General features: G+C 68.8%; 23 protein-coding genes, 1 pseudogene and 1 riboswitch. Of the genes and pseudogenes, 17 read left to right on the forward strand and 7 right to left on the reverse strand.

Annotated features, from left to right (window positions below; all coding sequences use genetic code 11):
- The coding region (locus ACLN58_RS05480; RefSeq protein ID WP_415854261.1) for an AMP-binding protein at positions 1 to 435 on the reverse strand (435 nt) is incomplete at its 3' end.
- A gap of 160 nt (positions 436 to 595) precedes the next feature.
- On the opposite strand from ACLN58_RS05480, the gene ACLN58_RS05485 reads away from it, so the two are divergent.
- The 10 genes from ACLN58_RS05485 (at position 596) to ACLN58_RS05530 (ending at position 9222) form a co-directional block, all read left to right on the forward strand.
- Positions 596 to 1834, forward strand: coding sequence for an acyl-CoA dehydrogenase family protein (locus ACLN58_RS05485; RefSeq protein ID WP_415854262.1), 1239 nt, complete (start codon positions 596 to 598; stop codon positions 1832 to 1834).
- A gap of 102 nt (positions 1835 to 1936) precedes the next feature.
- Complete coding sequence (locus ACLN58_RS05490) at positions 1937 to 2218, forward strand: hypothetical protein (RefSeq protein ID WP_415854263.1); 282 nt, start codon at positions 1937 to 1939, stop codon at positions 2216 to 2218.
- A gap of 19 nt (positions 2219 to 2237) precedes the next feature.
- On the forward strand, positions 2238 to 3242 hold the full coding sequence (locus ACLN58_RS05495) for an acyl-CoA thioesterase (protein WP_415854264.1): 1005 nt from the start codon (positions 2238 to 2240) through the stop codon (positions 3240 to 3242).
- 206 nt (positions 3243 to 3448) lie between these two features.
- A riboswitch (SAM riboswitch) is annotated at positions 3449 to 3588 on the forward strand.
- A 9-nt stretch (positions 3589 to 3597) separates the two neighbouring features.
- On the forward strand, positions 3598 to 3936 hold the full coding sequence (locus tag ACLN58_RS05500; protein ID WP_415854265.1) for a DUF1737 domain-containing protein: 339 nt from the start codon (positions 3598 to 3600) through the stop codon (positions 3934 to 3936).
- Positions 3933 to 4343, forward strand: a complete 411-nt coding sequence (locus ACLN58_RS05505; RefSeq protein ID WP_415854266.1) for a rhodanese-like domain-containing protein — start codon at positions 3933 to 3935, stop codon at positions 4341 to 4343. The genes ACLN58_RS05500 and ACLN58_RS05505 overlap by 4 nt, the downstream gene beginning before the upstream one ends.
- A gap of 4 nt (positions 4344 to 4347) precedes the next feature.
- Positions 4348 to 5553 (forward strand): O-succinylhomoserine sulfhydrylase, encoded by a 1206-nt coding sequence (locus ACLN58_RS05510; protein WP_415854267.1) that lies wholly within the window; start codon positions 4348 to 4350, stop codon positions 5551 to 5553.
- A gap of 193 nt (positions 5554 to 5746) precedes the next feature.
- The gene (locus ACLN58_RS05515) at positions 5747 to 6913 is read left to right on the forward strand and encodes a globin domain-containing protein (RefSeq protein ID WP_415854268.1); all 1167 of its coding nucleotides are present in this window, start codon (positions 5747 to 5749) and stop codon (positions 6911 to 6913) included.
- Positions 6910 to 7419: a DivIVA domain-containing protein gene (locus ACLN58_RS05520; RefSeq protein WP_415854269.1), complete on the forward strand. Its 510-nt coding sequence runs from the start codon at positions 6910 to 6912 to the stop codon at positions 7417 to 7419. The genes ACLN58_RS05515 and ACLN58_RS05520 overlap by 4 nt, the downstream gene beginning before the upstream one ends.
- A gap of 125 nt (positions 7420 to 7544) precedes the next feature.
- Positions 7545 to 8747 carry a globin domain-containing protein gene (locus ACLN58_RS05525; RefSeq protein ID WP_415854270.1) on the forward strand — a complete coding sequence of 401 codons (1203 nt, stop codon included), beginning with the start codon at positions 7545 to 7547 and terminating at the stop codon, positions 8745 to 8747.
- Between the two features lie 7 nt (positions 8748 to 8754).
- Positions 8755 to 9222: a hypothetical protein gene (locus tag ACLN58_RS05530; protein WP_415854271.1), complete on the forward strand. Its 468-nt coding sequence runs from the start codon at positions 8755 to 8757 to the stop codon at positions 9220 to 9222.
- Here ACLN58_RS05530 and ACLN58_RS05535 read toward each other — a convergent pair.
- Both ACLN58_RS05535 and ACLN58_RS05540 read right to left on the reverse strand, forming a co-directional pair.
- Positions 9219 to 9992, reverse strand: coding sequence for an ABC transporter permease (locus tag ACLN58_RS05535; protein ID WP_415854272.1), 774 nt, complete (start codon positions 9990 to 9992; stop codon positions 9219 to 9221). The genes ACLN58_RS05530 and ACLN58_RS05535 overlap by 4 nt on opposite strands.
- Before the next feature lie 9 nt (positions 9993 to 10001).
- Positions 10002 to 10886: an ATP-binding cassette domain-containing protein gene (locus tag ACLN58_RS05540; protein WP_415854273.1), complete on the reverse strand. Its 885-nt coding sequence runs from the start codon at positions 10884 to 10886 to the stop codon at positions 10002 to 10004.
- 115 nt (positions 10887 to 11001) lie between these two features.
- Between ACLN58_RS05540 and ACLN58_RS05545 the strand changes: the two genes are divergently transcribed.
- The gene (locus tag ACLN58_RS05545) at positions 11002 to 11931 is read left to right on the forward strand and encodes a TetR/AcrR family transcriptional regulator (protein ID WP_415854274.1); all 930 of its coding nucleotides are present in this window, start codon (positions 11002 to 11004) and stop codon (positions 11929 to 11931) included.
- On the opposite strand, the gene ACLN58_RS05550 is transcribed toward ACLN58_RS05545, so the two are convergent.
- Positions 11928 to 13061, reverse strand: a complete 1134-nt coding sequence (locus ACLN58_RS05550) for a glutamate--cysteine ligase (protein ID WP_415854275.1) — start codon at positions 13059 to 13061, stop codon at positions 11928 to 11930. The genes ACLN58_RS05545 and ACLN58_RS05550 overlap by 4 nt on opposite strands.
- Before the next feature lie 62 nt (positions 13062 to 13123).
- On the opposite strand from ACLN58_RS05550, the gene ACLN58_RS05555 reads away from it, so the two are divergent.
- Together ACLN58_RS05555 and ACLN58_RS05560 are read left to right on the forward strand one after the other, a co-directional pair.
- Entirely contained in the window at positions 13124 to 13486 is a 363-nt protein-coding gene (locus ACLN58_RS05555) for a MerR family transcriptional regulator (protein ID WP_415854276.1), read from the forward strand.
- Positions 13487 to 13514: 28 nt separating this feature from the next.
- A complete protein-coding gene (locus ACLN58_RS05560) occupies positions 13515 to 14522 on the forward strand; it encodes an aldo/keto reductase (protein ID WP_415854277.1) in 1008 nt (335 codons plus the stop codon).
- A 222-nt stretch (positions 14523 to 14744) separates the two neighbouring features.
- Here the strand turns inward: ACLN58_RS05560 and ACLN58_RS05565 are convergent, their stop codons facing one another.
- From ACLN58_RS05565 to ACLN58_RS05575, 3 genes are all read right to left on the reverse strand, one after another.
- Entirely contained in the window at positions 14745 to 15854 is a 1110-nt protein-coding gene (locus tag ACLN58_RS05565) for an ABC transporter substrate-binding protein (protein WP_415854278.1), read from the reverse strand.
- Between the two features lie 63 nt (positions 15855 to 15917).
- Positions 15918 to 16829: an ABC transporter permease gene (locus tag ACLN58_RS05570; RefSeq protein ID WP_415854279.1), complete on the reverse strand. Its 912-nt coding sequence runs from the start codon at positions 16827 to 16829 to the stop codon at positions 15918 to 15920.
- On the reverse strand, positions 16826 to 17677 hold the full coding sequence (locus tag ACLN58_RS05575; protein ID WP_415854280.1) for an ABC transporter ATP-binding protein: 852 nt from the start codon (positions 17675 to 17677) through the stop codon (positions 16826 to 16828). Before ACLN58_RS05575 ends, ACLN58_RS05570 begins: the two co-directional genes overlap by 4 nt.
- 277 nt (positions 17678 to 17954) lie before the next feature.
- Here ACLN58_RS05575 and ACLN58_RS05580 point away from each other — a divergent pair, with 277 nt between their 5' ends.
- The 4 genes and pseudogenes from ACLN58_RS05580 (at position 17955) to ACLN58_RS05595 (ending at position 22803) form a co-directional block, all read left to right on the forward strand.
- Positions 17955 to 19568, forward strand: a complete 1614-nt coding sequence (locus ACLN58_RS05580) for an ATP-binding protein (protein ID WP_415854281.1) — start codon at positions 17955 to 17957, stop codon at positions 19566 to 19568.
- Positions 19565 to 20242 (forward strand): response regulator transcription factor, encoded by a 678-nt coding sequence (locus tag ACLN58_RS05585; protein WP_415854282.1) that lies wholly within the window; start codon positions 19565 to 19567, stop codon positions 20240 to 20242. The genes ACLN58_RS05580 and ACLN58_RS05585 overlap by 4 nt, the downstream gene beginning before the upstream one ends.
- A gap of 174 nt (positions 20243 to 20416) precedes the next feature.
- Positions 20417 to 21601, forward strand: coding sequence for a Fic family protein (locus tag ACLN58_RS05590; RefSeq protein ID WP_415854283.1), 1185 nt, complete (start codon positions 20417 to 20419; stop codon positions 21599 to 21601).
- 164 nt (positions 21602 to 21765) lie between these two features.
- A pseudogene (locus tag ACLN58_RS05595) lies at positions 21766 to 22803 on the forward strand (zinc-dependent alcohol dehydrogenase family protein).
- Positions 22804 to 23060: the final 257 nt, after the last annotated feature.

Below are 23060 nucleotides of genomic sequence, written 5' to 3' on the forward strand. Positions count from 1 at the left end.
CGCCCAGTGCGCGGCGCCGCGCTCCACGCGGTCCGCCAGGTCCCGGGGGCCCATGAGCGTGGTGGTGGGGATCATGACGGCGCCGAGCCGGATGCAGGCGAGGATGAGCTCCCACAGCTCGACCTGGTTGCCGAGCATGATGATCACGTGGTCGCCGGGGCGCACGCCCTGGTCGCGGAGCCAGGACGCGACCTGGCGCGAGCGCTCGGCAAGCTCGGCGAACGTGCGGCGCGTCGAGGTGCCGTCCTGCTCGACGATGACGAGTGCTGGCTGCTCGCCGCGCTCGGGGTCTGCTGCGAGCGCGTCGAACCAGTCGGACGCGAAGTTGAACTCCTCGAAGCGTGGCCACTCGAACTCGAGGCGCGCCAGCTCGTAGTCCCCGCGAAGGGCTAGGAGCCTGTCGCGCGCTGCCCGGAAGTCATCGGTGACGGTCATGGTGCGCCTTTCGCGTTACGCGGACCGGGCCGCCCTCGCCCGGTTGACCCAGTTTAGTGATCCACGTCACCGTGAAATATACTAGGACGTCCAAGGGTTCGGAAGCCTCCCCGCACAGCCGCGGGCGAGGCGACGGACCGCGAGGGGACAGGGGCGTCACATGCTCAACGCACTTGCACGGGAGGCCGCGCCGGAAACCCCGGCGTCGGGATCGCCGGAATCGGACCCCGCGGCCAGCGCGCCGCCGTTCGAGGACGCGGACCTGTTCCGCGCCGTCGAGCTCCTGCCCGAGGACGAACGGAGGCGGTACCACGCAACGCGCGAGTACCTCCAAGCCGAGGTGCGGCCCGCGAGCATCGGGTACTGGAACCGCGAGGAGTTCGCGGCGGAACTGCTCCCAGGCCTTGCGGCGCACGGCCTCGCCCGGCTGCAGACCGACGGGAGCTCCGCCCTGTTCAAGGGCCTCATGTACACCGAAGTGGCACGAGCCGACGTCTCGCTCTCGGCGCTCGTCGGAATCCACAACGAGCTCATCCTCGGCATGATCGACGCGCTCGGTTCGGACGAGCAGAAGCGCCGCTGGGTGCCCGGCCTCGAGCGGTTCACGTCGCTCGGCGCGTTCGCCCTCACGGAGCCCGAGCACGGATCCGATATCGCGCGCGGGCTCGAGACGACCGCACGGCGGGACGGGGACGGCTGGGTCCTCAACGGCGCGAAGCGATGGATCGGCTCTGGGACCGTTGCGGACTTCGCCCTCGTGTGGGCCCGCGACACCACCGATCACGAGGTGAAGGCGTTCATCGTCGAGACCGACAGCCCGGGGTTCACGGCCACGAAGATCTCGAACAAGATCGGCCTCCGGATCATCCAGAACGCCAACCTCGGGCTCGAGGACGTCCGCGTTCCCGAGGCGAACCGGCTGCCCGGGGCCACCGACTTCTCCCGCGCCAATGAGCTCCTCCGCGACTCGCGCGCGTGGGTCGGCTGGCAGGCTGCGGGGATCCAGCTCGCCGCGTTCGACGTCGCCCGTGCGTACTCCCTGCAGCGGCGGCAGTTCGGCCGCGAACTCGCGTCCTTCCAGCTCGTCCAGCAGCAGCTCGCCGAGATCCTCGGCAATGCGCACGCCTCGCTCGCCCTCATGGTCGCACTCGCCCGGCTCCAGCAGGACTGGCTCCTCGAGATGCCTCAGGCCGCGCTCGCGAAGTCCACGACCACGCGTCTGGCCCGCGCATCCGTCGCGCTTGGCCGCTCGCTACTCGGCGGGAACGGCATCTCAAGCGATTTCGAGATGGGGAAGCTGTTCGGCGACGCCGAGGTGCTCTACACGTACGAGGGCAGCTACGAGATCAACTCGCTCATCGTCGGGCGGGCCGTGACGGGACGGTCTGCGTTCGTGTGAGGGCTGCCTTCGTGTGACGCACCCGCGTCGCATAGGCGCCCCCTCGGGCGGCGCGCTGGGAGGCTCTGGCGCGCATCGACGCAATCCGTCTACGGTGCCGTTATGGAACAGAGCGACCGCGTCCCACCGCCCGCGGCCCCGTACGGCGATGACCCGGGGCTCGAGGAGGGGTACAACCAGGACCCGGGATACGGTCACAACCAGGAGTCCTTCCTGCTCCACCAGCCCCACGACGGCGACGACGACGCGAAGGAGCCCCCGCACCGCGAGCGGCGACGGCGGGTGAGCGGGATCGGGCTCGGCCTCGGCTCGGCGGGCGCCGCCGGGATTCCCGACGCCGAGGGCCACGCCCACACGGGCTTTGGCGACACCGACCGGGATTGACGCGGAATTGACTGAACCCATGCACAGCACGGACTCCACTCAGCGCCTCGCGACCGAAACGAGCAACGAGGTCACCCTGCGCTTCCTCGCCGCGCCGACTGACGTGGGCCATTCGGGCTCGGTCGACGCGGGGACGGTGCTCGAATGGGTCGACAAGGCCGCGTACGCCGCGGCCGTCGGCTGGGCGAAGGCGTACTGCGTCACGGCGTACGTGGGGAACATCCACTTCGCGGACCCCGTGAACGTCGGCGACATGGTCGAGGTCACGGCGACGATCGTCTACACGGGGCGCTCATCGATGCACATCCGGACGGTCGTCTCCTCGGGGGACCCGAAGGGCGGTGCCCCGACGATGCGCAGCCAATGCCTCGTGATCTTCGTGGCGGTCGGGGCCGACGGGCGGCCCATCGCGGTGCCGAAGTTCGCGCCGCGGACGGACGCCGAACGCGAGGCCGAGGCCCACGCGATCGCCCGCATCGCGGTGCGGGACGAGATCGCCAAGTCGATGGAACGGCAGGAGTACACGGACGCGGGCACGGCCGAGCGCGTCGTGCTGCGCTTTCTCGCGGCGCCCACGGACGTGAACTGGGGCGGCAAAGTCCACGGCGGGACGGTCATGAAGTGGATCGACGAGGCCGCGTACGTGTGCTCAGCGCGGTATTCCGGGCGGGACACCGTCGCGGTGTTCTCCGGCGGGGTCCGCTTCTACCGGCCGCTGCTCATCGGCGACGTGGTCGAGGTCGAGGCCCGGCTCGTGTACACGGGGAACAAGGGCATGCACATCGCGGTCCACGTCCGCTCGGGGAGCCCTCGCGGCGGGGAGCTGAACCTCACCACGTATTGCCTCACGGTCATGGTGGCCCGCGACGAGACGGGCACGGCCGTGCCGATCCCGCCGTGGACGCCCGCCTCCGAGGAGGACCAGCGGCTGTGGGAGCACGCGCGCGAACTCCTCGAGATCCGCGGCCGAGCCCCGGGCAACCGACTCCCGAACCATATGTTGGAGGAGAACGGCTACACGTAGCCGCCCGCCCGCGGATTCCGACCAGCTTTGGCGCCGTCCTTGCGACGCAACTCGGCGCGCCCTCGGCGACACGCCGCCGTCGGCCGTCAGTCCCGGTCAGAATCCAGGGCCCCTGGTCCACGACGCGGCGGGGCCGGCGCGCGTGTTGCCGATCGTTACTGCCTCCCCATGGCTGGCCCCGGCGCTGCATGCTACGTTCAACGCAGAGTAACGAGCGCCAGCGCGCGACGGCGGAGCCTCCCTCCGCGGCCGCACTGCCCTGACTTGCTGGCCGGCAACCCTCCATCCGGCGGGGTGCCTCAGGTGACGACTCGGCCATTCGTCCATCGATACGCAAGCCAGAAGGAGCCCGCCCATGTCCGATACCGCCCTTGAGACGGGAGAGCCGGCCGCCACGCCGCTCAACGACCCCGCCGCACCGGCCAGCCCCTCCGAGGAGCGGCTCGCCTACCGGCTCCTCACCGGTCCGGACACGCGCGAGTTCTGCGCGCGGATCTCCCAGGCCCTCGCGGAAGGCTACGTGCTCCACGGCAGCCCGGCGGCGACGTTCAACGGGACCGACGTCATCGTCGCCCAGGCGATCATCCTCCCCCACGCCGTGGCCCGCGCGGACGCGGCCGTGGCCTCCGCCGTCGACGAGCTCGCCGAGGGCGTCACGAGCGACGGCGAGTACGACGGCGAGGGCCACGCATGAGCCACGCGGGGGACATCACGCCGCTCGAGGCGTGGGAGAAGCTCAAGTCGGGCGCAGTCCTCGTGGACGTGCGCACCGAGGAGGAGTGGGCTCACATCGGCATCCCGGACACGCGCCAGACGGACAACGACCCGCTGTTCATCCCGTGGGTGTTCGCGGGCGGAATCCCGAACCCCGATTTCATCAACGAGCTTGAGCTCCAGGGGCCGGAGGACCGAGGAACGGAGCTTGTGTTCCTGTGCCGCTCGGGCCAGCGCTCGGCTGCGGCCGCCTCGGTCGCCACGAACCTCGGCTTCACGGCGTACAACGTCATCGAAGGCTTCGAGGGCATCCCTGGGCCCGACGGGCAGCGCACCGTGAACGGCTGGAAGAACCGGGGTCTCCCCACGAACGTAGGACAAGAGTAAGTCAGTGACCTTTAACATCGACGCCGCCGGCTGGAGCGAAGACACCCAGGCCGTGCGCGGCGGACTTGACCGCACCAATTTCCAAGAGACCTCCGAGGCGCTGTTCCTCAACTCGGGCTTCGTCTACGAATCGGCAGAGGCCGCCGAGCGGGCGTTCACGGGCGAGGACGAGCGCTTCGTGTACTCGCGCTACGGCAACCCGACCGTCGCCACTTTCCAGGAGCGGCTGCGGCTGCTCGAGGGCACCGAGGCGTGCTTCGCGACGGCGTCCGGGATGTCGGCGGTGTTCACGGCGCTCGGGGCGCTCCTCGGCGCGGGCGACCGCGTGGTCGCCGCGCGGAGCCTCTTCGGCTCGTGCTTCGTGATCCTCAACGAGATCCTGCCCCGCTGGGGCGTCGAGACCGTCTTCGTGGACGGGCCCGACCTCGAGCAGTGGCGCGAGGCGCTCTCGGTGCCCACCACGGCGGTCTTCTTCGAGTCGCCGTCGAACCCCATGCAGGAACTCGTGGACATCCAGGCGGTCGCGGACTTGGCCCACGCGGCGGGCGCGACGGTCGTCGTCGACAATGTGTTCGCGACGCCGCTCCTGCAGCGGAGCCTCGACTACGGCGCCGACGTGATCGTCTACTCGGGCACGAAGCACATCGACGGCCAGGGCCGCGTGCTCGGCGGCGCGATCCTCGGCAAGAAGGACTTCATCGACGGGCCGGTCAAGCAGCTCATGCGGCACACGGGGCCGTCGCTCAGCTCGTTCAACGCGTGGGTCCTCACGAAGGGCCTCGAGACGATGGGCCTGCGCGTGCGGCACTCGTCGGCGAACGCGCTCGCGATCGCCGAGTGGCTTGAGGCGCAGCCCGAGGTCGGCTGGGTCAAGTACCCGCATTTGGCGTCGCACCCGCAGTACGAGCTCGCGCGCAAGCAGATGAGCGCGGGCGGCACGGTCATCACGTTCGAGCTCAACGCCCCCGACGACGGCGGCAAGGAAGCCGCCTTCCGGCTGCTCAACGGCCTGCGCGTCATTGACATCTCGAACAACCTCGGCGACGCGAAGTCGCTCATCACGCATCCGGCGACGACGACGCACCGCGCCATGGGTGCCGAGGGCCGGGCCGCGATCGGGCTGGGCGACGGCGTGCTCCGGCTGAGTGTTGGGCTCGAGGACGTCGGGGACCTCATCGCCGACCTCGAGGGGGCCCTCCGCGGGGCCTGAACCTCCCCAGTGTGCCATGGCCGGCCCGATGCTCAGGCATCGGGCCGGCCATTCATTTTTGGGGGTTGGAATGGCCCGCTCCAAGCGTGTAGCTTGCTACCGGTAGCGGCCCTTGGCTGCTTGGGGGACCTCGGCTCCAACGGAGCTCTTTCGACCTCAGCAGACTTGCGCACAGCGCAGAAGGGACGGCTACGTGGATTCGGATGCCCTGAAGCGAACATGGTCCATGGCGGCCGCTCTGGGGGACGAAGTACCCCTGTATTTCTATTCGCACCTCTTCGCATCCCACCCTGAGCTCCGGGACATGTTCCCCGTGGCCATGGGCGCCCAGCGGGACAAGCTGTTCTCCGCCCTCGGCCACATCATCAGCCACGCCGACCGGATCGGCGAGGTCGGCGAGTTCATCAGCCAGCTCGGGCGGGACCACCGGCGCTTCTCGGTCATCCCGGCGCACTACTCGATGGTCGGTTCGTCGTTCCTCGCGACGCTCCAGCGCTTCCTCGGGGCGGCGTGGACCGACGAAGTGGCTCGGGACTGGGCCGAGGCCTACGGCCTCATTGCGAAGGTCATGGTCGTCGCCGCAGAGGAGGCGTCAGATACCTCGCCGCCCTGGTGGGAAGGCGAGGTGACCGCCGTCGAACGTCGCAGCCTGGACGTCGCGGTACTCCAGGTGCGCCTCCCCCAGGACTTCGCGTACGCCCCCGGGCAATCGGTCGCGGTCGAGGTCCCGGCGCTCCCCCGCACGTGGCGGTACCTGAGCCCGGCCAACGCGCCCAGGGCGGACGGGACGGTGGAGTTCCACGTCCAGCTCATCCCGGGCGGCCTGTTCAGCACGGCCGCGGTGCGTAAGACATCCGCGGGAGACGTGCTCCGCGTCGGCGCGCCGGTTGGCGATCAGCTCAGCGCGGACGGCGGGCGCGACCTGCTGCTCGTCGCGGGTGGGACCGGCCTCGCGCCGCTCGCCGCGATCCTCGACGGCGTCGCTGCCCAGTGGCGCGAGCGGGGCTTTGGCCCGCGCGTCGACCTGTTCCACGGGGCTCGCGTGCCGTGGAACCTCTACGACGAATCCCGGCTCGCAGGCCTTGCCGCTCGCGAACCGTGGTTCTCGTTCCACCCCGTGGTGTCGGATGATTCGACCTTTCCCGGCCTCAAGGGCTGGGTGGGGAGCGCCGCCGCCGCTCACGCGTCGTCACTGGGGCGGCTGGCCCTGGTGTGCGGCTCGACGCCGATGGTGTCCCACACCGTCGGCCAACTCGTCGGGGCGGGAGTCCCCCGCAGCGACATCCGGTATGAGGACTACACCGGCATCGAGGACAATTCCTCCCCGACCGGACAAGACCAGCTAGAAGGGACACGATGAGCACCAGCACCCATGGAAGCCGGATCAGTCCGTCCGAGGTCCGCAACGCCACCTTCGAGCAAGTGGAACTCGGCTACGACCCCCAGGCCGTCCACCACTTCCTCGAGGCCGTCTCCAACCAGATGAGTGCGGACCGTGTCCAGCTCGAGGCGCGCGCTACGGACGGCAAGGAAGAGATGGTCAAGATCATCAGCCAGGCGCAGGTCTTGGCTGAGAAGTTTGTGGCGGAGGCCGAGCAGTACTCGAAGGACCTCGTCGCGACCGCCCGCACGCAGTACGCCGAGATCCTCCGGCGCGCCGAGCAGGCCGGGAACGCCGGGGGCAATGTCGCCCCGGCCTCCAACGGCCCGGCGTACCACACGCCCATCGAAGAGATCGAGTACGTGCGCACCTACACCAAGGTGGCCCAAGTGCAGCTTCGCGCGGTCATCGACGCCCTCGTCGAGCAGGTCGACCGGCTCGGCGACGTCCCGGCCAAGGGGCAATCCCGCCAGGATTCCGCCTAGCCGGCCGCTTCGCACGAGACCCCACCCCAACTTCCCAACCCCACCCCACTTCGCAGCCCCCAAGAAGAATCCGTTTCACCCGAACGCACACCCCCCTTTCGTGCAGTCCGCGAGGAGTACCGCCCATGCTCTCTGAAACGTCCGCCCCCATCATCGAGGCCACCCTCCCCGTGGTCGGGGAACACATCCAAACCATCACCGAGCGCTTCTACAAGCACCTTTTCGAAGCGCACCCAGAACTCTTCGACGGCGTGTTCAACCGAGGCAATCAGGCCGACGGCCACCAGCAGCAGGCCCTCGCCGGTTCGATCGCCGCCTACGCGACCATGCTCCTCAACCGGCCCGACGACGTGCCGGAGGCCCTCCTTTCCCGCATCAGCCACAAGCACGCCGCGCTGGGCGTCACCCCCGAGCAGTACAACGTGGTCCACGAGCACCTGTTCTGGGCCATCGTGGACGTGCTCGGCGAGACAGTCACGCCCGAGGTCGCCGCAGCGTGGGACGAGGTGTACTGGCTCATGGCCAACACCCTCATCAACCTCGAGCGCGGGCTCTACGACGCGATCGGCGAGCAGCCGGACTCGATCTGGGGCACGTGGCGCGTGGTGGACAAGGTCCAGGAGACGGACGACGTGGTGCGGATCGTCGTGGAGTCCGCGGACGGGGGGACCGTGCATCCCTCGCTTCCGGGCCAGTACGTGACGGTGCAGCTGCCCACGGCGGACGGCCTGCGCCAGCCCCGCCAGTACAGCCTCACGCGCGCCGACGACGGCAAGCACCGCCACTTCGCGGTCAAGCGGGTCCAGGAGGCAGGCAAGCCCGACGGCGAGGTCTCGACACTCATCCACAGCTCCCTCGAGGCCGGCGACGAGGTCACGATCTCTGCCCCGTTCGGGGACGTGGTCCTTGCGCCCGGCGACGGGCCGCTCGTCTTCGCGAGCGCGGGCATCGGCGTCGCGCCGTTCGCCGGCATGGTCAACCACCTCGCATCCGAGGGCTCGCAGCGCGAGGTCGTGTTCCTCCACGCGGGCACGTCCCCGGAGAGCTTCGCTCTGCGCGAGCAGGTTGGCGAAGACCTCGCCGCGCTCCCGAACAGCGCCCTCGAGGTCTGGTACGAGCAGCCGGGACGCGCGCTCGCGGCCAACGAGCGCGAGGGCTTCATGGACGTCACGGCGCTCGAACTGCCGGAGGACGCCACCTACTACCTGTGCGGGCCGCTTCCTTTCATGCAGGCCGTGCGGAGTCAGCTGATCGGTCTCGGCGTCCCGGCCCGGAAGATCCAGTACGAGGTCTTCGGCCCGGACCTCTGGCAGGCCGACACGGAGTAGCGGACCTATGCAGCTGCGACGGTTCGAGTTCCGACTCGACACTCCGCTCGCGCCGCTGACGGCGTGGGCCCGGATCCTCGATCTCCGGGCCCACGATCGGCTCATCCCGTTCACGCACATCACCGAGGGCATGGTCGCGGCGGATGAGCTCCGGCCGGGCCACCGGTTCGTCGCGTGCACGATGCTGGGCGGCGTGGGCTTCCGGGGGCGGCGGCTCGGGTTCAACGACGTCATGACGGTCGAGGAGATCGAACCGCCCACCGGCGCCACCGGGGGGCACGCGCGAATCGTGAAGTCCGGGAAGCTCATCGCCGGAGGCGTCATGGTCTCCGTGACGCCCCGGGCGTCGGGTTCGACGGTGCGCTGGGTCCAGGACTTCGGGCTCGCGAGGTTCCCCGCCGCCGTCGGCCGCGCCGCCTCGTGGATCGCGCCGTTCGCGTACCGCTCGGCTCTCAGGCGCCTGCTCCGCGGCTAACGCCGCCCCGACCTGAGGGCGAACTGCCGCCCAGTCCACACCCCGCCGGTCGCGAGGATGAGCGCGATCCACGCGGCGGCCCACCACGCGTTGGCGCCGATGTCCATGCCCATGAGGAGCCCGCGCATCGTCTCGATGAGCGGCGTGATGGGCTGGTGGTCGGCCACCCACTGGAGCCAGGCCGGCATGGTCGAGGTGTGCACGAACGCGCTCGAGAGGTACGGGGCGAAGAGCAGGATGAAGCCGAAGCCGCTCGCCGCCTCGGGCCCCGACGCGGCGAGGCCGATCGCCGCGAACAGATACGTGATCGCGAGGATGTAGGCGCCGACGAGTGCGATCGTCCCGAGCCACGCGAGCGCGCTCGCGTGCGGCCGGAACCCGACCGCGAGCCCCACGGCGACGACGACGGCGGTCGAGACGAGGTTGCGCACGAGGCTCGTGAGCACGTGGCCGGTGATGACGGCCGACGCGCGGAGCGGCATGGTGCGGAAGCGCTCGATGATGCCGTTCGTCATGTCATTCGCGACGTCGACGGCCACGGACGAAGCCCCGAAGCCGGCCGTGAGCACGATGATGCCCGGCACCACGTAGTTGACATAGGCCCCGGACCCGCCGTCGCGCTCAAGGGCTCCGCCGAAGACGTACGTGAACAAGAGCATGAGCATGGTCGGCAGGACGATCGCCATGACGAGCGCGTCCGGGGTGCGCAGGGCGTGGAGCATGCTGCGCTTGACGAAGATGGGCGTGACGAGAGACGTGACGAGGGACATGGCTGCTCCTTAAGGGCGGCTGGCGAAGTCGTTGGCTCGGCGCGAGCCCGTGACGGCGAGGAACACGTCGTCGAGGCTCGGCGCCCGGAGGGTCACGGAGGGGGCATCGACGGGCAGGCCCGCGAGCGCGTCGCGCAGCCCCGCGAGCGTCCCGTCGACGGGCTGCTCGTGCGTGAGGTCGCCGCTCGCGTCGTGGAGGGCGAGCACCATCCCTCCAACCCGGGACTTGAGCTCCGCCGCGGTTCCGAGCGCCACGATCCGCCCGCCGTCGAGCACGGCGACGCGGTCGGCAAGCTGATCCGCCTCCTCGAGGTACTGCGTGGTGAGGAACACCGTGGTCCCGCCCGCCGCGAGGGATCGGATCACGTCCCAGAGTTCCTGACGGCTGCGGGTGTCGAGGCCCGTGGTGGGCTCGTCGAGGAACACTATCGGCGGCGTGCGCAGGAGCCCGAGCGCGAGGTCGAGCCGGCGCCGCATGCCGCCCGAGTACGTCTTGACACGCTTTCGCGCGGCGTCCACGAGGTCGAAGCGGTCCAAAAGCTCGCGCGTGCGCTCGGCCGTCTCCGCGGGGCTCAGCCCCCAGAGCCGGCCCATCATCCGAAGGTTCTCCTCCCCCGTGAGAATCTCGTCGACGGCGGCGTTCTGCCCCGTGAGGCTGATGCGGGACGTCACCTCGCGCTTTTCGCGAACGACGTCGAGGCCGCCCACCGTGGCCTGCCCGCCGTCCGGCTCAACGAGGGTCGTGAGGATGCTCACGAGCGTCGTCTTGCCGGCGCCGTTCGGGCCGAGGAGCGCGAAGATCTCGCCGCGTTCGACGTCGAGGTCGAGGCCGTCGAGGACGGTCTGGTCTCCGAAGGACTTGGTGAGCCCGCGGAGGCTGATGGCGGTAGGCATGCCCTCTTCCTTTCACTGAGTACAGCATAAACTGTTTATGCCATCTACTGTTTAGATGCTACGCAGTATCGGTGTCAAGCCCCTACGATGGGCAGTGAGAACCGAAGGGATGCGCATGGACCACCAGACCGATCTCGAGCTGCCGCGCGGGATCGCCCTCGCGTGGGGCGTGGCCGCCAACCCGCAGCGCGGGCCCCGGCGCGAGCTCACCATCGAGCAGATCGTCGAGACGGCCGTGCGGATCGCGGACCAGGGCGGCCTCTCCGCCGTCTCGATGTCGAGCGTCGCGAGTGCCCTCGGCTTCACGCCCATGTCCCTCTACCGCTACGTCTCGGCGAAGGACGATCTCCTGCTGCTCATGCAGGAGGAGGGCATCGGCCTCCCGCCCGAGTCCATCCGCGAAGCCTCGACCCCGCGCGACGCGCTCGTGGACTACGCGAAGGGCATGCTCGAGATCTACACCGAGCACCCGTGGCTCCTCGAGATCCCAGTCGAGGGTCCGCCGCAGACGCCGCACAACATCGCGTGGCTCGACGCGGCGCTCGGGGCCCTCGCCCCGGTCCGCCTCGGCTACGGCGAAAAGCTCGCGATCGTGCTCGCCATCGTGGCCCAAGTGCGCTGGAACGCGACGATCCTGCGAGGCTATGCGACGCTCGCGGGGACCACAGGACGGCCCAGCGAGGACGTGGACGCGACGATCGCGGCGCGCCTCACCGAACTCGTGTCGAGGGAGGAGTTCCCCTATGCCGCGGACTCACTCTTGAGCGGGGCGTTCCAAGCACAGACCGATCCTTTCGTCTTCGGGCTCGACCGGCTGCTCGACGGCGTCATGGCGTACATCGAGGCTCACCCCACCGGCTCGGACCCGACCGAACTCCCGGCCTCCCCCGATCCGCTGGATGCCGTCGCAGCGAAGGACGAGCGCTACCAGGAGGCCGTCAAGCAGCGCCGCGAGGCCGAGAAGAAGCTCCGCGACGCCCGCAAGAAGGAGCACGAGCGCTTCCGTGACGCGCGGGAGAAGGCGGGCAAGCAGCGGGTTAGCTAGCCCCGCCGCACGAAGCTCAGGGTGGCCCGGGCGCCGTCGTCCCAGCTGCCGTCCCGCGTCACGGTGTGCGACGCCGCCATCTTGACGGCCTCCGCGAGCCCGCCCCCCGCGGCGACCGCATCGCGCTGGGCCCGCTCCCCCGTTCCGCGCGCGAGGAGTTCGGCGAGCGAGAGCTCGGTGCGGACGAGCTCGCCAGCGTCGCGCAGCGCCGGCTTGACGTGCTCGAGGAGGGCCTGGATCGCGTCGGCGGCGGGGACGCGTACGCCGTCGATCGGGTGCACGAGGTCGCCCCCGAGGCCCGAGCGGCTGGCCCGCCACGCGGCGAGCCGCAGAACGGCCACGGGCGTCGCAAGCGGGGCCACTCCGTCGTCGGCCTCGCGCGAGGCGGTCTCGACCAAGGCGCGGATGAGGACCGCGAGGAGCGCCGAATCGCCCGCGGCGAGCGGGACGTCCGCGATGCGGATCTCGACCGTAGGGTGGCGCCGCGAGAGGCGGGCGTCGAAGTACGCCATGCCCTCGTCGAGGATCGATCCCGTGCGGATCATCGCCGCGATCCGCTCGCGGTAGGCCGCGGCGCTCCCGTATGGCTCTTGGGGCCCAGACGTGGGCCAGCGGTTCCACGCCTGCGTCCGGTAGCTCGCGTAGCCGGTATCGGCCCCGAACCAGTACGGCGAGTTGGCGCTGAGCGCGATGAACGGCGGCAGCCAGTCGCGGATCCGGTCAAGGACGGCGACCCCTTCCTCGCCTGAGGAGACGGCCACGTGCACGTGCAGCCCGCACGTGAGCTGCTCACGCGACGTGAGGGCGAACTCCTGGGCCATGCGGGCAAACCGCTCGTCTGGCGTGAGCGAGGTCGCGATCTCGAGCGGGGACGTTGCGATCGCGGCCACGCGGGCCCCGCAGGACCTCGCCGCGCGGTCGGCGATTCGGCGCCCCGCGAAGAGCTCGCCGAGGAGCTCGTCGTGGTCCCGACAGGGCGCGGTCTGCACCTCGACCTGCTCGAGCTTGAATTCGTGGGACATGTCCGCGGGCCGCCCGGCTACGGCGAGCATCCGGTCCGCCAGCGCAACCGGTTCGCCCGTGGACGGATCCACGATGAGCAGCTCCTCCTCCACCCCAAAGGTGCGCATGCGGCCATTGTGGCAGCCTGCCCGCGGCTCGCCCTATGGGCGGGCGGGCGCAGAATGGACGCATGGGTCTCACAATCGCCGAAGTCTCGGAACGCACTGGCCTCAGCCCCCACACACTGCGCTACTACGAGCGCGACGGGCTCATGCTCCACGACGTCGACCGGACGCCGTCGGGCCGCCGCGAGTACACCGACCAGGACGTCAACGGCATCCTCATGGTCGCGCGCCTGCGCGCCACGGGCATGCCGGTCCGCGAGGTCCGGCGCTACGCCGAGCTGGTCCGCAAGGGCGAAGGCAACGAGGAGGAACGGCTCGAGATCCTCGAGGCGCACCGCGAGCGGGTCGTGGCGCAGCTCGCCGAGGTCACCGAGAACCTGCGCGCGGTCGAGGCGAAGATCGAGCTGTATCGGCAGACCTTGACTTAGAGCGCGCTCTAAGCGGTTGGCTGGGGGCATGCCAGAAAACACAGCACAGACCCGCACGCTCGGCATCGCCTCGCCCCTCACAGTCTCGTCCATGGGCCTCGGCTGCATGGGCATGTCCGAGTTCTACGGCCTCCCCGACGAGGCAGCGGGCCTCGAGACGATCCGCCGCGCGCTCGACCTCGGCATCACGCTCCTCGACACGGCGGACATGTACGGCCCGTTCACGAACGAAAAGCTCGTGGGCCGCGCGATCGCGGGCCGGCGGGACGAGGTCCAGCTCGCCACGAAGTTCGGCAACATGCGCGGGCCCAACGGCGAGCGCCTCGGCATCAACGGGAGCCCCGAGTACGTGCGCTCCGCGTGCGACGCGTCGCTGACCCGCCTGGGCGTGGACCACATCGACCTCTACTACCAGCACCGGGTCGATCCGACCGTGCCCATCGAGGAGACCGTGGGCGCGATGGCGGAGCTCGTCGAGGCCGGCAAGGTGCGGCACCTCGGCCTCTCGGAGGCGGCCGCCGCGACGATCCGCCGCGCGCACGCGGTCCACCCGATCACGGCGCTCCAGACCGAGTACTCGCTCTTCACACGCGACCTCGAGGACGAGATCCTCCCCACGATCCGCGAGCTCGGGATCGGCCTCGTGCCGTACTCGCCCCTGGGCCGCGGGATTCTCACGGGACGGATGACGGCGGAATCGGTGCAGCAGAGCGCGGACGCCCGCCAGACTCGGTACTTCCCGCGCTTCCAGGGCGAAGCGCTCGACGCGAACCTCCGGCTCGTGGAGAACGTGACCGCTCTCGCGGAGGAGAAGGGCGTGACGCCGGGGCAGATCGCTCTCGCGTGGGTCCTCGCCCAGGGCGAGGACGTCGTGCCGATCCCCGGCACGAAGCGCGTCAAGTACCTCGAGGAGAACGCTGCCGCGCGCGGCGTCGAGCTCTCGGCGAGCGAAATCGCGGCGCTTGAGGACGCAGTGCCGCGCGACGCCGTCGTCGGCCCCCGCTATGGCGACATGAGCCACATCGACCAGGGCTAGCCTGGCCGGCGTCGCTTCACCTGTAGTCCGGATTGCGACCTGACACGAAGCCGCCCTCCCCATGGACAGCGGCGTGTCGGCGAGACTCGCCGCGCCAACGAGGTCAATCATGGTCGGAATCTGAACAACCGACGACGGCGGGCCCGCACCTTGTGGTGCGGGCCCGCCTGTCCTCGGGGCACTTTGGGGGCGTTGCCCCGAGGGGCTTAGATGGCGAGTGGCCTAGCCGTTGTCACCAGCAGGCGTCGTCGTGGTCTTCTCGCCGAGCGTCTGGTTCGCCTTGGTGGCGAAGCTGTTGTCGAAGGTGTCGGTGTACTTGATCTTCGAGACGTCCTTGCCGAGCGTCGTGAACATGTCCGCGATCGTCTTCGGGCCGCCCGCCGGCATCAGGCCATCAGGAAGGAACTGTGCCTTGTCCTGGTCGAGCGCCTTGACGTAGTCAGCCTTCGTGATGTTCTTGTTCGACGTGTAGTCCGAGGGCAGCTTGTCCGCGATCTCCTGCGCCGAGTGCGTGGCGATCCAGTGCATCGTCTTGACGAGGGCGTTGACGACCTTCTGGACGGTGTCCTTGTTGGCGTCGACCCACTCCTTCTTCGCGATGATGCTCGCGGCCGGCCAGTTGCCGCCCACGGCCTTGGTTGCGCCGTCGGTCGTTGCGAGGTCGATCGCCGACTCGGCGACACCCTGGCTCTCGAGCGCGGTGACAGTGGGCTGCGTGGTCATGACACAGTCGGCCAGACCGTTCTTGATGGCCGCGATCGCCGTTGCGCCGGCGCCGGCCTTGACGGTCTTGTAGTCCTTGCCGGACTTGAGCCCGGCCTTCGACGCGATGAACTGCGTGAGGGTGTCCGTGCCGGAGCCGAGGTCCGTGACGCCCATGTTCTTGCCCTTGATGTCGGCAGCCGAGTGGACGTTGGCCTTGGGATTGCACATGATCCGCTCGCCGGGAGCGCCCGAGAGCTGGACGACGCTGATCACGTCCTTGCCCTGGAGCTGGAAGTCGTACGTGTGGTTGTACCACGCGCCCGACATGTCGACCTGACCGGAGACCATCGCGTCCTCTGCGCCGACGCCACCGTCCTGCTCGGTGGAGAGCTGCATGTCGACGCCCTGCTCCTTGTAGTAGCCGAGCTGCTCCGCAAGCTTGTACGGGAGGTAGATCTGCTTGTCGATGCCACCGATCATCATCTTCACGGTGGGCATCGGGCCCGCGGCAGCCGAGCTGCCGGCGCCGCCTGCACTCGCGGCGGGGCTGCTGGAGCCGCCACACGCGGTGAGGCTGAGCGCTACGGCGCCGACGGCGGCGACGGCAAAGATAGTGCGCTTCATCATTGTTTTACGCATCCTTTGTTGATCAATTGGGGAATTGGATTGTTGGGGGACAGATATCTGCGGTCAGATGGTTTGGGCTTCGGATTTGTTCGGTGGCCGCCATTTGAGGAGCGTGTGCTCGAGGAGTCCGATGAGGAATTCGGCCAAGAGCGTGAAGACCGCGATGATGATCATGCACGCAAAGACGGTGTCTGGATCGAACTTCCCCTGGGCTTGGCTGATGATGAGGCCGAGCCCCTGCTGCGCGCCGAGCACCTCGGCCACGAGAGCGCCGATGATCGCGAAGCCGAAGGCCGTGTGGAGGCTCGCGATGATCCACGTCATGGCGGACGGTATGGTCACGTGGATGGCGACCTGGAACGGCGAGGCGCCGAGGACGCGGACGTTCGCGACGAGGTTCTGGTCGACTTCGCGGACGCCCTGGAACGCATTGAAGAAGACCACGAAGAAGACGAGCACGGCCGCGAGCAGGACCTTGGGGAAGGTTCCGAGGCCGAACGCGACGATGAAGATCGAGCCGAGGATGATGCGGGGGATCGAGTTGACGATCCGGATGTACGGGCCGACCACCGAGGAGAGGTACCTGTTCGAGCCGAGGAGCAGGCCGAGCACGATTCCCACGAACGTTCCGAGGAGGAAGCCGAGGATCGCTTCTTGACCGGTGACCCAGATGTTCTCCCAGATCGAGCCAAAGGAGGCATCTTCGGTATTGGTGAAGAGCGTCACGAGGCTGTCCCAAATCTGCGTCGGCATGCCGAAGAAGAAGGGGTCAACCAAAGGGTGCTTGCCGTCAGGCTTCACATTGGTGCACAGCTGCCATCCGCCGATGATGACGACGGCGAGGGCGATCCTTCCGACCCAGATCCACACCTTGCGCCGTTGGGTGGTGCGGCGGGCTTTTGCCGCGATCTCGGCTGCCGACTGCTCGGCCTTGGGCGTACCGCCGCGCGCCTCGCCGTGAGTAAGAGTTGTCATGCCGCACCTGCCGTTCGCGCGTAAGCGCGGGTCACTTCGTCCTTGAGGGATTCCCAAATCTGGCCCTGGAGTTCGAGGAAGCGCTCCTCGTGGCGGATCTGCTGGACGTTGCCGCGCGGGCGCGGGAGGTCGATGTCGAAGACGTCCTTGACCGAGCCCGGGCTGCTGGTCATGATGACCACACGGTCGGAGAGAGCGACGGCCTCGTCGAGGTCGTGGGTGATGAACAGCACCGACGGGCGCAGTTCCTCCCAGAGCTTGAGCAGTTCGTTCTGCATGATCGCCTTGGTCTGGACGTCGAGCGCGCCGAACGGCTCGTCCATGAGGAGAATGCGCGGGTTGTTGATGAGGGCCGCGGCCATCGCGACGCGCTTGCGCATGCCGCCGGAGAGCTGGTGCGGATAGCGGTCCTCGAAGCCGGCGAGGCCCACGCGGCGCAGCCAGTCCCGTGCGAGCTCGGTGGCCTCGCGCTTGTGCATGCCCAGGAGGATCGGGCCCATCATGACGTTGCCGAGCACGCTCTTCCACGGGAACAGCGCGTCGGCCTGGAACATGTAGCTCACGCCGTCCGTGATGCCGTCCACGATGTGGTTGCCCACCGTCACGGAGCCGGCGCTCGGCTTCTCGAGGCCCGAGACCTGCGCGAGCGTGGTCGACTTGCCGCAGCCCGTCGGCCCGACGATCGAGCAGAACTGGCCGGGCTCCACGGCGACCGTGACGTCGCGGATGGCGGTGAACGTTTCGCCCTTCGGCGTGAGGTAGCGCTTGGTCAGGCCGACGATGTCGATCCGCGCTCCCCCGTCCGCGCCCTGACGGGGCACGGCTCGGTCTGGATGATTGTCACCCATGTCCAAAGACCTCTCTGTCTTGCGGGAAAGACTTCTACGTCTTTCGGTACTTCGACGACTAAAATTGTTGGCTACGCCTTGAAGGACGAAGCCCCAGGCAAAATTTGCGCGAACGCCATCGCCTGCGGGATCCTTTCTTCATACCCAGTGAGCTGAATCACAGCGACTGGGACAACAATAGAAAGGACCGCGAAGGTGCAGCCAGTGTTGCGCGGTTTGCGAGGATTAATAGCTTTCATTCATGTTTTGAGCCTTTTGATCGTTAGGTGAGAACCGCATGAATCCGGCTCGAACATGGTGGCGGGCGCGCCCGCTCGCCTCTCAGATCCTCGTGTGGACGCTGTGCATCCTCCTGCTCACGGTCGCCCTGGGCGGGTTCGTCACGAACCGCATCACGGGGCAAGTCCTCGACGAGCAGTACCGTCAGCGCGCGCTCGGCGTGGCCACCACCGTGGCGCAGATGCCCGAGATCGCGACGGCGCTCGACGCGCACGACCCCGCGAAGCGCATCCAGGCGCTCGCGGAGCAGGTGCGGGCCCAGGCCCACACCGACTACGTCGTGGTCACCGACCGAGACGGCGTGCGCTACTCGCATCCCAACCCCGCGCTCATCGGCAAGCAGCTCGAGGAATCGGTCGAGGCGCTCGATGGCCAGACGCACGTTGGCACGGACCCCGGCAGCCTTGGGCTCTCCGCGAACGCCAAGGCTCCGATCTTCGACCCCGAGGGGAACGTGATCGGCCAGGTGTCCGTAGGCATCCTCGAGACGGCGGTGCTGACCCAGCTCGGCCAACAGGCCTGGCTCATCGCGGGCTACTCGGCGCTCATCCTTCTCATCGGCACGACCGGCTCCGTACTGCTGGCCCGGGGCATCAAACGGGCCACCTTCGGGCTCGAACCCGCGGAAATCGCCTCGCTCCTGCAGGACCGCGAGGCGCTCCTGCACGGCATCCGCGAGGCCATGATCGGCTTGGACGACCACGAGCGCGTCACGGTCATCAACAACGAGGCCCGGCGGCTGCTCACCATCGAGGGCACGGCCCTCGGCCAGCCAATCGAGGAGCTGCTCCCGGCGGGCCGGCTTCGCGACATTCTCACCGGCAAGGCGACCGGCGTGGATCAGGCGGTCATCACGGACGACGCGCTCCTCGTGGCCAACCGCATGCCGGTCAGCGTGGGCGGGCGGAGCGTCGGCGCCGTCGTCACCATCCGGGACCGCACCGAAGTGGAGGCGCTCGTCCGGGACCTGCGCTCGATGGAAGGCCTCATCCAGGCGCTGCGCGCCCAAGAGCACGAATACGCCAACCGACTGCACGTGGTCAGCGGCCTGCTCGAGCTCGGAGACGTCGACCAGGCCCGCACGTTCATCTCCGGGGTCGCGGACACGTCCCGCTCGCTCGGCGAGGGGCTCCGGGCGCGCATCGAGCCGCCCGAGCTCGCGGCCCTCATCCTCGCGAAGGTGACGATCGCAGCCGAACAGGACGTCCACCTCACCATCACGGACGATTCGCGCCTCCGCCAGCCCTTCCTGGGAACGCAGGAGCTCCTCACGATCGTGGGGAACCTGCTCGACAACGCGATCGACGCCGTCGTGGGCCAGCCCGACGAGCGCGAGGTGACGCTCCAGCTCGACGATTCGTCCGGGATCTTCGTCTCGGTGACCGACAGCGGCCCGGGCGTGCCCGCGGAGGCCGTGAGCGACGTCGTCCGCGATGGCTACACGACCAAGGAGGCGCGGCCGGGGCTACGGCGCGGGATCGGGCTCGCGCTCGTCGCGCGGATCGTACGGCGGGCCGGTGGGACGATGGACGTGTTCGCAGGTCCGGGCGGACGGTTTGAAGTGTGGGTTCCGGCAACGGCGCGGGGGGCCAGAGGAGAGGCACAGGAATGATCCGTACCCTCGTGGTCGACGACGACTACCGAGTGGCAAAGCTCCACGCCGCCCAGGTGGCGCGCGTCGCGGGCTATGAGTGCGTGGGCGAGGCCCACTCGGCCGCCGAGGCCCGCGAGGCCGTGGCCCGGCTCGCCCCTGACCTGCTCCTGCTCGACGTGTACCTGCCCGACGAGGACGGCATCGCCCTCCTGCGCTCGCTTCGCGAGGACGGCCACGACGTGGACGCGATCATCATCACGGCCGCGCGGGACGTCGCGACCGTGCGCGCCGCGATGCGCGGCGGTGCCGTGTACTACCTCGTCAAGCCGTTCGGCTTCGATCAGCTCACGGCCCAGCTCCACGCCTACCGGCGCTGGCGGGCGGAGACCGAATCGCGGCACATCTCGGGGCAGACCGACGTCGACGCGCTGTTCGCGTCGCGCCACGCCTCGGCGGCCCCCGGGCCGAGCTCGCGCAGCCTCCCGCCCACCATGCAGAAGGTCCTCGACGCCGTGCGCGCGGCCGACCGGCCGCTCGGGGCACAGGACATCTCCGACCTTGTGGGCATCTCGCGACCCACGGCGCAGCGTTACCTGAGCGAGCTCGAACGGAAGGGCCGGCTCGAGCTCAAGCTCGAGTACGGGACCACGGGGCGGCCCGTGAACACGTACCTCGTGCGGCCGGGCGCCTGAGGCCAGGGGCCGCGGGGGCGCGGGGGCGCGGGCCCAAGAGGTCACCTAGGCCCGGATGCTCAGATTCAGCGGCCGTCAGGCGGGACAGGAACGCCCAATAGTGATCAACTCATTAGCCTTTTACGTCTAAAAGGCTAATAATCGAGTCACTAGTGGTCGTTCTGAGGAGGATTGATGCCCGGCAATTGGCCCGCGCACCGATACGAGACACGGCCGTGGCGACCGTCGGGCCGCGTACCCCGCGAAGACAGACTCGTCACTGAAATCGAGGTGGCTATCCCCCCTGACATCAGCAGGCTCGACTATTACCCCGAGCGGCCCACGATGGTTCTTCTCGAAGAGGCCGCGGTTGCCATTGCCTCTCTGGACGCCGTGTCCTCAGGGCCGATGCGCGCCATCAGCGGCTTCCTGCTGCGGAGCGAGTCTGTCTCCTCCTCCAAGATCGAACACGTCGACGCGCGGCGCGACGATTACGCAAGAGCAGTGGTCGGCCTCAAGGCCAGTGCGGAGGCGCGATCCACGGTTGCCGCTACAGATGCGATTCAGGCAATGATCCGCAACTCAGGCTCATCAGGAAAGGTGACTCTGGACGCAATGCTCGCCGCGCATCGCATTCTGATGCGGGACGATCCGCACGACTCCTACTACGCGGGCAAAGTGCGCGACGTGCAGAACTGGATCGGGGGGAGCGATTACTCGCCGAGAGGGGCCGCGCACGTTCCGCCGCCCGCGGATCTAGTCCCAAGCCTCCTCGATGATGTCATCTCGTTCTCAAATCGCTCTGACATGCCCGTCGTGGCGCAAGCCGCTCTGGCACATGCGCAGTTCGAGTCGATACACCCGTTCACAGATGGCAACGGACGTATTGGCCGCGCGCTCATCAACGCCGTCATCCGTCGTCGCGGCCTCGCCGAGCAGACCGTCACCCCCATCGCTTCCGCCATGCTGGCCGACGTCAGTCGCTACTTCAGGCTCGTCAACGACTACCGGATCGGGGATGCAGAGCCATTTGTCGTATACCTCGCCGAGTGCGCGGTTCTCGCCGTCAAGGCGTCCAAGGAATCGCTGGCGGCGCTGACCCAGCTCCCGGGTCAGTGGACCGAGAGGGCTAAGCCCCGTAAAGGTTCTGCGGACGAGACACTGATCTCCCACCTCATCGAGACTCCAGTTCTCGACGCGCAGACAGCCGCCTCGATCGCTGGCGTTGCCGTCGAGTCGATCTATCGGCCCCTCAACCGGCTGACGGATGCCGGCGTGATCTCGCCCATTACTCAGTCAGCGAGGGACCGCGCGTGGGCTGCGCACGATGTCCTCGATGAAGTCGACAGGCTGGCCGAGCGCCTTCGCTCAGCCCCCTGATGGCCCGAACGAGCGCGGCACTCGCCGGCCAGCAGGGAGGCACTACCGGTACCTGTCCCAACAGGGTCTCCCCCGCCGTCGTCGAATGCCATCTCCTTGAAGAGGCCGCCAGCGCAACCCGACCGGGGTACGGCGGCCCTCGAACACCGAAGGGGAGACGCTTCATGCGAGCAACGTTCATGTACGGCGCGGGCGACGTCCGGATCGAGGAGACCCCCGATCCCGCCATCCAGCGGCCGACCGATGCCCTCGTGCGGGTCACTCGGGCCTGCATCTGCGGCTCCGACCTGCACCCGTACCACAACCTGCCCAACACCTCCGAGGGCCGGCCGATGGGCCACGAGTTCATCGGCGTCGTCGAGGAGGTGGGCGCCGACCTCGCGACCGTGCGCAAGGGCGACTTCGTCATCGCGCCGTTCGCGTGGTCGGACGGGACGTGCAAGTTCTGCCGAGAGGGGCTCCAGACCTCGTGCCTGCACGGCGGCTTCTGGGGAGGCAACGGGATTGGCGGCGGGCAGGCTGAGGCCGTGCGCGTCCCGCTCGCCGACGGCACGCTCGTCTAGGTCCCGGGACCGGTCGACGAGGCGCTGTACCCCGCGCTCCTCACGCTCTCCGACGTGTACGGCACGGGCTACCACGCGGCGGTCCGAGCGAACGTCACCGAGGGCAACACGGTCGCGGTGATTGGCGACGGCGCGGTGGGCCTCATGGCGGTCCTGTCCGCGAGGCAGCTGGGCGCGGAGCGCATCATCCTCATGGGGCGGCACCAGGCGCGCACGGACCTGGGCGTCGAGTTCGGCGCGACCGACGTCGTCGCGGAGCGCGGCGAGGAGGGCATCGCCCGCGTGCGCGAGCTCACTCGCGGCGTCGGCGCAGCCAAGGTGCTCGAGGCGGTGGGCCACATGCCCGCGTACGAACAGGCGGTCGGGATCGTCCGCCCGGGCGGCGTCATCAGCCGCGTGGGCGTGCCGCAGTACGAGGACGCCGCCGTCGGTTTCGGGAGCCTCTTCGGCCCCAACGTGACGCTCACGGGCGGGCCTGCCCCGGTCCGCGCGTACATTGAGGAGCTCCTGCCGGCCGTGCTCGACGGGACGGTCCAGCCGGGCAAGGTCTTCGACCGTACCGTGAGCCTCGACGAGGTCCCCGACGGCTACAAGGCCATGGACGCGCGGGAGGCGCTCAAGGTCCTCGTCCGGCCGTAGCGCGGGTTTCGGCGCTCGGAGAGGCGTTCGACGGCGTCGACGTCGCCTTCGATGCGACCCCGGCGAGACGACGCCGTGAGCCTGCGGGCTTCGTATATGGGGCGGGCGCGGCGTGAAGCTCCGAAGCGTCCAAGATCGCGGCGCCCGAGATTTGCGGGCCCGAGATTGCGGCGCCCGAGACTGCGGCACTCAACCCTGATCGAAGAGAAATTCGAACCAATAACAACTGTGTGCTATCATGGGGTAAGAGTTTTCGA

Source organism: Sinomonas sp. G460-2, from assembly GCF_047759905.1.
Classification (GTDB): domain Bacteria; phylum Actinomycetota; class Actinomycetes; order Actinomycetales; family Micrococcaceae; genus Sinomonas.